Source organism: Aquabacterium sp., assembly GCF_048860245.1.
In the GTDB taxonomy this organism is placed as follows: Bacteria; Pseudomonadota; Gammaproteobacteria; order Burkholderiales; family Burkholderiaceae_C; genus Aquabacterium.
Genome location: NZ_JBLIZW010000056.1, coordinates 1 through 11,209, shown reverse-complemented (window position 1 = coordinate 11,209; position 11,209 = coordinate 1). Strand labels below are relative to the sequence as shown.

Below are 11,209 nucleotides of genomic sequence, written 5' to 3'. Positions count from 1 at the left end.
GGCGAGCGCTACAACAAGGTGGTGGACATCTGGGGCAAGACCGGCGACGAAGTCGGCAAGGTCATGATGTCGCAGCTGTCCAAGCAAAAGACCATCGACCGCCACGGCAACGAAGTCGATCAGGAATCGTTCAACTCGATTTACATGATGGCCGACTCCGGCGCCCGTGGTTCGGCAGCGCAGATCCGCCAGCTGGCCGGTATGCGCGGTCTGATGGCCAAGCCTGACGGCTCCATCATCGAGACACCGATTACCGCGAACTTCCGTGAAGGTCTGAACGTTCTGCAGTACTTCATCTCCACCCACGGTGCCCGTAAGGGTCTGGCGGATACGGCGTTGAAGACCGCGAACTCGGGTTACCTGACTCGTCGTCTGGTCGACGTGACGCAAGACTTGGTGGTGACCACCGACGATTGCGGCACCGATCAAGGTATCGCTACCCGCGCCCTGGTGGAAGGTGGTGAAGTCATTGAATCGCTGCGCGACCGTATCCTCGGCCGCGTGCCTGCGACCGATGTGCTGCACCCTGAGACCCAGGCCGTTCTGCTGCCCGCCGGCACCATGCTGGACGAGGACGCCATGGATCTGCTGGAAGCCGCCGGCGTGGACGAAGTCAAGGTCCGCACCCCACTGACCTGCGCGACCCGTTTCGGTCTGTGCGCCAAGTGCTATGGCCGCGATCTGGGCCGTGGTGGTCTGGTGAACTCCGGTGAAGCCGTGGGCGTGATCGCTGCGCAGTCCATCGGTGAACCCGGTACCCAGCTGACCATGCGTACCTTCCACATCGGTGGTGCCGCTTCGCGTGCTGCCATCGCTTCGAGTGTGGAAGCCAAGTCCGACGGTATCATCGGCTTCAACGCCACGATGCGTTACGTGACCAACGGCAAGGGTGAGCTGGTCGTGATTTCCCGTTCCGGCGAAATCGTGATCACCGACCCGCACGGCCGTGAGCGTGAGCGTCACAAGGTGCCGTACGGTGCGACCCTGACGGTCAAGGCCGACCAGACCATCAAGGCTGGTACGAACCTGGCGAACTGGGATCCGCTGACCCGTCCGATCATCACCGAATTCGGTGGTACCGCTCGCTTCGAAAACGTCGAAGAAGGCGTGACCGTGGCCAAGCAGGTGGACGAAGTGACCGGTCTGTCGACCCTGGTCGTGATCGATCCGAAGCGTCGTGGCGCGGCCAAGATCGTGCGTCCTCAGGTCAAGCTGCTCGACGGCAACGGCCAGGAAGTCAAGATCCCTGGTACCGATCACCCCGTGACGATCGGCTTCCAGGTCGGCGCGCTGATCCAGGTCCGTGACGGTCAAGAGCTGTCGCCTGGTGAAGTGCTGGCCCGTATCCCAATCGAAGGTCAGAAGACCCGCGACATTACCGGCGGTCTGCCACGTGTGGCCGAACTGTTCGAAGCCCGCTCGCCCAAGGACAAGGGTACGCTGGCTGAAATCACCGGTACCGTGTCCTTCGGTAAGGAAACGAAGGGCAAGGTTCGCCTGCAGATCACCAGCCCTGAAGGTCAGGTTTGGGAAGATCTGGTGCCGAAGGAAAAGAACATCCTGGTGCACGAAGGCCAAGTCGTGAACAAGGGCGAATCCATCGTCGACGGTCCGGCCGATCCTCAAGACATCCTGCGTCTGCTGGGTATCGAAGAGCTGGCTCGCTACATCGTTGACGAAGTGCAGGACGTGTACCGTCTGCAGGGCGTGAAGATCAATGACAAGCACATTGAAGTGATCGTCCGTCAGATGCTGCGTCGCGTGCAGATCGTCAACCCAGGCGACACGCATTACATCGCTGGTGAACAAGTCGAGCGCTCCGAGCTGCTGGACACCAACGACAAGATGCGCGCCGAAGGCAAGATGATCGCCACGCACTCCGACGTGCTGCTGGGTATCACCAAGGCTTCGCTGTCGACCGACTCCTTCATCTCGGCCGCTTCCTTCCAGGAAACGACCCGCGTGCTGACCGAGGCTGCCATCATGGGCAAGCGCGACGAACTGCGCGGCTTGAAGGAAAACGTCATCGTGGGTCGCTTGATCCCCGCTGGTACCGGTATGGCGTATCACCAGGCTCGCAAGGCCAAGGAAGAGATGGACGACAGCGAACGTCGCGCCATCGCCATGCAGGAAGCCCAGGAGCGTGCCGCGCTCGAACTGGCTGCCCTGGACGGTGACGATGCTGCCGCACCTGCCGAAGGCGGTGCTGCCGAGTAAGACGTGATGGGGGTGAGAGCCCCCTCATGAACAAAGCGCCAGGCCCGTGAGGGTGCTGGCGCTTTGTCTTTGGTGCGTCGGAATTCGATCAGTGATCAGGCTGTGCCAGCGTCGTGAGGATGGCGCGCAGCAGTTGCCAGCATCGGTCGACGGAGGCGATGTCTACGCCTTCTCCCGGCGCATGGGCGCCACGGATGGTGGGGCCGAATGACACCATGTCCATCTCGGGGTACTTGGCCCCGATCAGTCCGCACTCCAGCCCGGCATGGATGACCTGCACATGCGAGGTCGCGCCAAACTCGCGGGCATAGACGTCTTGGCAGACCTTCAGTAAGCGCGAGCCGGGGTTGGGGGCCCAGCCAGGGTAGTGTCCGTGCTGTCGGGCTTGGGTACCGGACAGTCGCCACAGGCTGCAGATTTGATCCGCCAAGGCCTGGGCTCCGCTGTCTCGCAGTGAGCGAACCATGAAGTTCACGTCACCGCCTTGTGGTGTCAGGTGCAACATCCCCACGTTGTTGGAGGTCTCCACCACGCCCGCGACATCCTGGCTCATCCGGAACACGCCGTGGGGCGCCGCATGGAGGGTGTCCAGCCAGATGGCCTGCTCCGTGCGCGGCAGCACCTTCAGCGGCCCCGGCGGGCAAGGCGTCACCACGCCGTGCAATTGAAGATGGTCGTCGACGCCTCTGAGCTCGTCTTGGAGTTGCTGCTCCCAGCGCTTCAAGCTGGCGCTCACCTGGGCCATGCAGTCTTGCGGGTTGGCGCCTGTGCATACCAGTTGGGCGGTGGCCTCACGCGGCAGGGCATTGCGGGCGGTGCCCCCGCGGCAACTCACCAGGCGCAACTGAGGATGCTCGCGGCAGGCGTGCACGAGCACGCGGCTCAACAACTTGATGGCATTGCCGCGTTCCTCGTGGATGTTGACGCCGGAATGCCCCCCTCTGAGGCCTGACAGCCGCACCTCCAAATGGCGTGCGCCATGTTCGGTCAGCACCTCCGGCGAGCAGGTGCGCGAGATGTCCACATCCAGCCCGCCCGCACAGCCCATGTAGAACTCGCCCCACTCCTCCGTATCGAGGTTGAGCATCAACTGCCCCCGCAGCCAGTCGGCCTGCAGGCCATGGGCACCCCCCATGCCAGCTTCCTCGTCTACCGTCAGCAGGACCTCCAGCGGGCCGTGTTGCAAATGGCGGTCTTCCAGCGCGGCCAATGCCAGCGCCACGCCGATGCCGTTGTCCGCGCCCAGTGTGGTCCCGGGCGAACGGAGCCAGCCATCCTGAATCACCGCCTGAATCGGGTCGCGAGAGAAGTCGTGGTCGACCCCTTCGTTCTTCTGGCAAACCATGTCCAAATGCCCCTGGAGCACCACGCCAGGGGCCGACTCGCAACCGGGGCTCGCAGGCTTGCGCAGCAGCAGGTTGCCGACGGCGTCGACTTCGTAGGTCAGGCCTTGTTGTTGAGCCCAGTCGATCAAATGATCGCGAAGTTCTGCTTCCTGTTTGGATGGGCGGGGAATGTGGCACAGCGTGGCGAAATGGCGCCAAACGATCGGGGGATGCAGCGTGCTCAGCATGGCGAGAGTCATCAAGGGTGAGGGTTTGACGGTGAAGACAAACCGGGATGCGGCCAGCCCAACAACTCCGCCAGCCGCGTCACGATCCACTCGGCTTCGTCGTGGGCGACACCGCTGTCAGGCGTGAGCAGGCCTTGCTGGCATCGCGCCAGTACATCCTGCTCGTCCACGCCAATGTCCACGTGAATGTTTCGACAATGCTCGGTCAAGTGATGGGCCAAGTCTTCGCACAACTCATACCGGGCGCGCAGCGTCGGCAGCGGGATGGTCAAGCGATGCCTTGCGTCGCTGTACAGCGCAAGGAAGGACGGTGGGATTTCGATCTGGTACGCATCGGACATCCCATGTTTGTACCTCAAATGGGGGAGGGCCTTCGCCGTGCTTCACAATTCCGTGTGATCCATGCTTGACCCATTCTTCCTGTCGATTTTGTGACTGAGCCACGCACCGTCCATCCTCGTTTTCGTCCCAGGCTGACCTTGCAGACCTTGCACCGTGGCGATGGCTTGTTGGGCATGGCGCCGCACGACGCTTTGGGGCCGCGGGGCGGGCAGGTCACGGTGGCCATGGTCGAGTGGATCTACTCCGACGGGGCGAGCCTGTTCTGGGCCACGCCCGCGCCCATCTCGGTGCTGGGTGGGCGCCGCGCCACATGGACCGAAGCGGAAGATGCGCAAGGTGTTCGGGTGCAGTGGCAGCGGGATCACTTGGCCGAGTCCGATGCCTTGGATGAACTCTTCAGTGCCGGGTTCAGACCCTTGCCTGCCGATTGCCTGCAGTGGCGCACGCCGCAGTTGGCGCGTCAATTTGGTGGGCATGACAGTCCCTTGTGGACCCTGCGCCAGGAAGACGACTTTGCCGACTTCTGGTCGGACGAGGTTCCGCGCCTTCAGTCGATGGGCTGGCATGTGGTGGTTCGACCGGGCTTCGCCCATGAAAGCGTGCCGGTGACCGCGTGGCGCCTGGTTGTTCAGGGGCTGGATGGTGAGGTGGCGGCGCACGAGCCCCTTCAGTTCGAGTCGGCAAGCGGCCCGGCCCTGGCACCGCTGTCCGCGCCGAGACGAGAAGGATCCTGGCTGCTGAGCCTGGGCGTGGAGGTCGAGGGCGAAACGCTGGATCTGGCCCCCATCATCGCGGACCTGCTTCGACGTGACAAACGGTGGCTGTCCGTCCGTGACATCTCCATGATGGACGATGCGGCCGTCATTCGCTTGCGTGTGCCCGGCGGTCGTCGCATTGACGCGCTGGCCGCGCCTTTGAAGGCCATCGTGCGGACCATGCTGGATCTCTTGCTGGACCCTCGGCGTCAGGCGGGACCGATCTCGCTCAGTCATTGGGACGCCGTGCGGTTGCGCGACCTGAGTGAGCAGCTGGCCCATGGGGGCGCGGGGGCTTGCAGGCTGGATGGCCATGCGGGCTGGATGGACCTCGCCGCGACGCTCCAGCAGGCCGGACAACCTGCGCCGGTGCCTGTGCCGCAGTCCTTGCAGATCACCTTGCGCCCCTATCAGCAGCATGGCGTGGCGTGGTTGCAGTACCTGCGCAGGCACGGCTTGGGCGGCATCTTGGCGGACGACATGGGCTTGGGCAAGACTGCGCAGGCTTTGACGCACGTCTTGCTGGAAAAAGAGTCGGGGCGCCTGGACCGCCCGGCGCTGGTGGTGGTGCCAACCTCCTTGTTGTCCAACTGGCAAAGCGAAGCGCTACGCATGACGCCAAGCTTGCGTGTGGGGATTCACCACGGCGCAGACCGGGGCCCGTTGCTCGATCAATTGACGTCCCTGGATGTTGTCCTGATCAGCTATCCCCTGGTCTGGCGCGACATGGAGGCCCTGGCGTCCCATCGCTTTCACCTGCTGATCTTGGACGAGGCGCAGTCTGTCAAAAATGCAGCCAGTAAAACTGCGGCGGCCATTCGCCGCATCCAGTCTCGCCATCGCTTGTGCCTGACGGGCACACCCCTCGAAAACCACTTGGGCGAGTTGTGGGCGCAGTTCGACTTTCTGATGCCTGGCTATCTGGGGGATCTGCGCAGCTTCCAGCGCCTGTGGCGTGAACCCATCGAAAAAGGCGGGGAGACGCTTCGGGCCGAGTTGCTGGCGCGACGGGTTCGCCCGTTCATCTTGCGCCGCAAAAAGGCGGACGTTGCCACCGAGCTGCCCCCCAAGCAAGAAGTCATCGAGCGCCTTTCGCTGGAGGCGCCCCAAAAGGCGCTGTACGAAAGCGTGCGCGTCGCAGCGGACCGCCAGGTGCGCCGGATCCTCCAGAAGTCTGACTTTGCGGGGGCTCAAATCTCGGTGCTGGATGCGTTGCTCAAGCTGAGGCAGGCGTGCTGTGATCCTCTCCTGTTGAAGGTGCCTGGCACGCGCCGCAACGTGGGCAGCGCCAAGCTCGCCTGGTTGGCCGACACCATTCCAGCATTGGTGGATGAGGGGCGGCGCCTGCTGGTGTTCTCGCAATTCACGGCGATGCTGGATCTCATCGCGCAAACGTTGACCAGTCAGGGCGTGCCGCATCTGATCCTCACTGGGCAGACGCCTGTGCCCGATCGGGCGGATCGGGTGCAGGCTTTCCAGTCCGGCGCGGCCCCTGTGTTCCTCATCAGCCTGAAAGCCGGCGGCGTCGGCTTGAATCTCACAGCGGCTGACACCGTCATCCATGTGGATCCGTGGTGGAACCCGGCCGTGGAACAGCAGGCGACGGACCGAGCGCATCGCATCGGCCAAACGCAACCCGTCCATGTTTACAAGCTGGTGGTGGCCGGCAGCATCGAAGAGCGGATGTTGGCTTTACAGGCGCGCAAAGCCCTGCTGGCAGAGGGCGTGTTGGGTCAAGATGGGGCGTTCGGGCCGAAGTTCTCTCAGGACGACCTGGACGCCTTGCTGGCGCCTTTGCCCAACTAGCCCGCCAGAAAAGAAAAAGGCCCGGTGCAGCGAAACGCCGACCGAGCCGAAAGGAGCGAAAACAAATCAGGCTTGTGGCTTACGCAGGCGCCGAGCAGCCGCCAGACCTGCCAAACCCAAGCCCATCAGCGCGTAGGTAGCGGGTTCGGGGACGGCGGGTGTCGCAGTCAAGCCATTCAACTTGAACGTGGTCAGCAAAGTGGTGCCCGTCAGCGTGAAAGACGTACCGGTGACCCCGCTCAACGACAAGGTCTGTGTGCTGATCACGCCGCTACCGGTCAGGTTCAGCGTGTTGCTGCCCCATGTCAGGGTGGCATGATCGGCGAGGTCCCACTCCGCCAGCTTCAGGTTGAGCAGGTTCACAGCCTGGCTGAACGTGAAGGTCAGGGATTCACCGTTGCCGATGCCCGTTGCATCGAGAAAACCGGTGGACACACCCAGGCCATTGCTGTTGTATGTGACATCTTGCGTGCCGCCATGGCTGGGGCCTTGAACGTTCACGGCCAGACCACTGCTGCCAAACGAGGCCGTGGCAGTGGTGCCACTGCCGCCAGCGAAGGTGAAGTCTGCCGCCTGTACAACCGTGGGCAGCGTTGCGGCCAGAGCCAGTGCTGCGATAGAGAGCAATCGGGACACGGTGTCTCCTTGAAGAAGTTTTATGTTCCCAGCGCAAGCCGGGAGGTGTTGAACGCACTGTATCCGAGCTTGGCGGCGGATGCCATCACCCAGAGTGAGTGCCGGGAACTCCCTATCAGGGTCAAACGGGGCGCCAAGCGCGACAGCATCGCCGCTTGCTTCTTGCGTTCTCGCTGGTAATTCACCTACAATGGAAGGCTTTTCGGCTTTTCGCGCGCTCAGAAATGGGTGGCGAGGGCCGTTTTGTGCTTGTCTGCAGGCAAGGATGGGTTCGTTCAAGCCCTTCTAAGTGCCTGATTTTCAAGTGTTTTTTCAACGGGAACCAAAAAATGCCAACGATCAACCAGCTCGTGCGCCATGGCCGTCAGGTCGAGGTCACGAAATCCAAGTCGCCTGCGATGCAAAACTGCCCGCAGCGCCGTGGTGTGTGCACCCGCGTGTACACCACGACTCCTAAGAAGCCTAACTCCGCTCTGCGTAAGGTTGCCAAGGTGCGCCTGACCAACGGTTTTGAGGTCATCTCGTACATCGGCGGTGAAGGCCACAACCTGCAAGAACACAGCGTCGTGCTGGTTCGCGGCGGTCGTGTGAAGGACTTGCCAGGTGTGCGTTACCACATCGTGCGCGGCTCCCTCGACCTGCAAGGCGTCAAGGACCGTAAGCAATCTCGCTCCAAGTACGGTGCGAAGCGTCCTAAGAAGGCCTAATCTCCTTCTGAAAGAAATAGTCGGTCGTCTTCATCTGCGTGTCACCCGCTGGGTGCAAGCTGCATGTGAAAAGGCCGAGGTGGCGGTCAGCCCGGAATGGTCCGGTTGCTAGCCGAGTAAGTGGAGTCTATTGAGACTGGACTCCAGGATGTGAGCGAAAGCCCGCATCAACTGAAGCATTGAAAGGAATCGAAATGCCTCGTCGTCGCGAAGTACCCAAGCGTGAAATCCTCCCCGATCCAAAGTTCGGATCGGTTGATCTTTCCAAGTTCATGAACGTGATCATGGAATCCGGCAAGAAGGCTGTTGCCGAGCGCATCATTTATGGCGCTCTGGAACAAGTCGAACAGAAGGCTGGCAAGGATCCGCTGGAAGTCTTCAACATCGCTCTGAACAACATCAAGCCCGTGGTGGAAGTGAAGTCCCGCCGCGTGGGTGGTGCGAACTACCAGGTTCCCGTTGAAGTTCGCCCCTCCCGTCGTATCGCTCTGGCCATGCGTTGGCTGAAAGAGTCGTCGCGCAAGCGTTCCGAGAAGTCGATGGCCCAACGTCTGGCCAACGAACTGCTGGAAGCCGCTGAAGGCCGTGGCGGCGCGATGAAGAAGCGTGACGAAGTCCACCGTATGGCTGAAGCCAACAAGGCCTTCTCGCACTTCCGCTTCTAATCCACACCCTGCGGCATTTGTCGCAGTCCAAGCGTCCGGCTCACCATCGCGTGGCCGGCGCTTTGTCAAATCTGGAGTGACCTCATGGCACGCAAGACCCCGATTGAGCGCTATCGCAATATTGGTATCTCGGCTCACATTGACGCCGGCAAGACCACCACGACTGAGCGCATCCTGTACTACACCGGCGTGAACCACAAGATTGGTGAAGTTCACGAAGGCGCTGCCACCATGGACTGGATGGAGCAGGAACAAGAGCGCGGCATCACGATTACCTCGGCTGCCACGACCTGCTTCTGGAAGGGTATGGACATGTCCTACCCCGAGCACCGTTTCAACATCATCGACACCCCCGGCCACGTGGACTTCACCATCGAGGTGGAGCGTTCCATGCGCGTGCTGGACGGCGCTTGCATGGTGTACTGCGCTGTGGGCGGCGTGCAGCCCCAGTCTGAAACCGTGTGGCGTCAGGCTAATAAGTACAAGGTGCCTCGTCTGGCCTTCGTGAACAAGATGGACCGTACCGGTGCCAACTTCTTCAAGGTCTATGACCAGATGCGCACTCGCCTGAAGGCGAACCCTGTGCCTGTGGTGATCCCAATCGGTGCTGAAGACAACTTCAAGGGCGTCGTTGACCTCCTGAAGATGAAGGCCATCATTTGGGACGAAGCCTCTCAAGGCATGAAGTTCACGTTCGAAGACATCCCTGCCGAGCTGGTGGAAGATGCCAAGAAGTGGCGTGAAAACATGATCGAGGCCGCGGCTGAAGCTTCTGAAGAGCTGATGAACAAGTACCTCGAAGAGGGCGAGCTGACTGAAGCCGAGATCAAGCAGGCGCTGCGTACCCGCACCATCAACGTTGAAATTCAACCGATGTTGTGCGGCACCGCCTTCAAGAACAAGGGCGTGCAGCGCATGCTCGACGCCGTGATCGACTACCTGCCTTCTCCAGTGGACATTCCTCCAGTGGGCGGTACCGATGAAGACGACCAGCCTGCCACCCGTAAGGCTGACGACTCCGAGAAGTTTGCCGCGCTGGCATTCAAGCTGATGACCGACCCCTATGTTGGTCAGCTGACTTTCGTGCGCGTCTACTCCGGCGTTCTGAACTCTGGCGACTCTGTCTACAACCCGATCAAGGGCAAGAAAGAGCGTATCGGCCGTATCCTGCAGATGCACGCGAACGAGCGTGAAGAAATCAAGGAAATTCTGGCCGGCGACATCGCCGCTTGCGTGGGCTTGAAGGACGTGACCACCGGCGAAACGCTGTGTGATCCCGATGCCATCATCACCCTGGAAAAGATGGTCTTCCCTGAGCCCGTGATTGCGCAGGCCGTGGAACCCAAGACCAAGGCTGACCAGGAAAAGATGGGTATCGCCCTGAACCGCCTGGCTGCAGAAGATCCTTCCTTCCGCGTGAAGACTGACGAAGAATCCGGTCAGACCATCATCGCCGGTATGGGCGAACTGCACTTGGAAATCATCGTCGACCGCATGAAGCGTGAATTCGGCGTGGAAGCCAACGTGGGTAAGCCTCAAGTGGCCTACCGCGAAACCATCCGCAAGAAGGTCACCGACATCGACGGCAAGTTCGTGCGTCAGTCCGGTGGTAAGGGTCAGTATGGTCACGTTGTGCTGACCGTGGAACCCCTGGAACCCGGTGGCAAGGGCTTCGAGTTCTGCGACGAAATCAAGGGCGGTGTGGTTCCTCGCGAATACATCCCTGCGGTGGAAAAGGGCATCATCGACACGCTGCCGAACGGCGTGTTGGTTGGCTACCCTGTCGTCGACGTTCGCGTGCGCCTGACCTTCGGTTCGTACCACGATGTGGACTCGAACGAAAACGCCTTCAAGATGGCTGCTTCGATGGGCTTCAAGGATGCGTGCCGCAAGGCTGATCCTGTGATCCTCGAGCCGATGATGGCCGTGGAAGTCGAAACGCCTGAAGACTACGCCGGTACCGTGATGGGCGATCTGTCCTCGCGTCGTGGCATGGTTCAAGGTATGGACGACATGGTCGGCGGCGGCAAGGTCATCAAGGCCGAAGTGCCTCTGTCCGAAATGTTCGGCTACTCGACCTCGCTGCGTTCCGCTACCCAAGGTCGCGCCACCTACACGATGGAATTCAAGCAATACGCTGAAGCACCTCGTAACGTGGCTGAAGCCATCATCACCGCCCGCTCCAAGTAATTGATGCGGACGCGCCTCGGGTGGTAACATCCGAGGCTTCACTCATTCGAGCCGGTCTTCGGCGCCGCCTGTGTGCGGTGAGCTTGCTGCCCATGGCAGGCTCGTGCTGGAAACCTTAAACCCACATGGGCAACTGTTCTTTGTTTGGAGAAACAAATGGCAAAAGAAAAATTCGAACGGACCAAGCCGCACGTGAACGTCGGTACCATCGGTCACGTTGACCACGGCAAGACCACTCTGACGGCTGCGATCACGACCGTTCTGGCCAAGAAGTTCGGCGGTTCCGCCAAGGCTTACGACCAGATCGACGCTGCTCCT

The 11,209-nt window shown here is 61.2% G+C and carries 8 protein-coding genes and 1 pseudogene; 6 read left to right on the top strand and 3 right to left on the bottom strand.

What is annotated here, in order from left to right; all coding sequences use genetic code 11:
* Positions 1–2,217 (top strand): annotated as a pseudogene (locus ACMV18_RS06550) (DNA-directed RNA polymerase subunit beta'); the annotation flags it as partial.
* Positions 2,218–2,305: 88 nt separating this feature from the next.
* Here the strand turns inward: ACMV18_RS06550 and ACMV18_RS06545 are convergent.
* Together ACMV18_RS06545 and ACMV18_RS06540 are read right to left on the bottom strand one after the other, a co-directional pair.
* Positions 2,306–3,790 carry an aminoacyl-histidine dipeptidase gene (locus tag ACMV18_RS06545; protein WP_420817181.1) on the bottom strand — a complete coding sequence of 495 codons (1,485 nt, stop codon included), beginning with the start codon at positions 3,788–3,790 and terminating at the stop codon, positions 2,306–2,308.
* An 11-nt stretch (positions 3,791–3,801) separates the two neighbouring features.
* The gene (locus ACMV18_RS06540; protein ID WP_420817180.1) at positions 3,802–4,131 is read right to left on the bottom strand and encodes a hypothetical protein; all 330 of its coding nucleotides are present in this window, start codon (positions 4,129–4,131) and stop codon (positions 3,802–3,804) included.
* 90 nt (positions 4,132–4,221) lie between these two features.
* Here ACMV18_RS06540 and ACMV18_RS06535 point away from each other — a divergent pair, with 90 nt between their 5' ends.
* A complete protein-coding gene (locus ACMV18_RS06535; protein ID WP_420817179.1) occupies positions 4,222–6,693 on the top strand; it encodes a DEAD/DEAH box helicase in 2,472 nt (823 codons plus the stop codon).
* A gap of 66 nt (positions 6,694–6,759) precedes the next feature.
* Here ACMV18_RS06535 and ACMV18_RS06530 read toward each other — a convergent pair whose 3' ends face one another.
* A complete protein-coding gene (locus ACMV18_RS06530) occupies positions 6,760–7,329 on the bottom strand; it encodes a PEP-CTERM sorting domain-containing protein (RefSeq protein WP_420817178.1) in 570 nt (189 codons plus the stop codon).
* A 329-nt stretch (positions 7,330–7,658) separates the two neighbouring features.
* Here ACMV18_RS06530 and rpsL point away from each other — a divergent pair, with 329 nt between their 5' ends.
* From rpsL to ACMV18_RS06510, 4 genes are all read left to right on the top strand, one after another.
* Complete coding sequence (rpsL, locus tag ACMV18_RS06525) at positions 7,659–8,036, top strand: 30S ribosomal protein S12 (RefSeq protein ID WP_058088974.1); 378 nt, start codon at positions 7,659–7,661, stop codon at positions 8,034–8,036.
* A gap of 194 nt (positions 8,037–8,230) precedes the next feature.
* Positions 8,231–8,701, top strand: a complete 471-nt coding sequence (gene rpsG, locus ACMV18_RS06520; RefSeq protein WP_374258047.1) for a 30S ribosomal protein S7 — start codon at positions 8,231–8,233, stop codon at positions 8,699–8,701.
* An 84-nt stretch (positions 8,702–8,785) separates the two neighbouring features.
* Positions 8,786–10,891, top strand: coding sequence for an elongation factor G (gene fusA, locus ACMV18_RS06515; protein ID WP_420817177.1), 2,106 nt, complete (start codon positions 8,786–8,788; stop codon positions 10,889–10,891).
* Between the two features lie 156 nt (positions 10,892–11,047).
* A partial coding sequence (locus ACMV18_RS06510) for a GTP-binding protein (RefSeq protein ID WP_420816732.1) occupies positions 11,048–11,209 on the top strand: 162 nt, incomplete at its 3' end.

Excerpts from the sequence above, each read along its gene's own strand:
- ACMV18_RS06545 (WP_420817181.1), bottom strand. The coding sequence starts at position 3,790 with ATGCTGAGCACGCTGCATCCCCCGATCGTTTGGCGCCATTTCGCCACG.
- ACMV18_RS06540 (WP_420817180.1), bottom strand. The coding sequence starts at position 4,131 with ATGTCCGATGCGTACCAGATCGAAATCCCACCGTCCTTCCTTGCGCTG.
- rpsL (WP_058088974.1), top strand. The coding sequence starts at position 7,659 with ATGCCAACGATCAACCAGCTCGTGCGCCATGGCCGTCAGGTCGAGGTC.
- rpsG (WP_374258047.1), top strand. The coding sequence starts at position 8,231 with ATGCCTCGTCGTCGCGAAGTACCCAAGCGTGAAATCCTCCCCGATCCA.
- fusA (WP_420817177.1), top strand. The coding sequence starts at position 8,786 with ATGGCACGCAAGACCCCGATTGAGCGCTATCGCAATATTGGTATCTCG.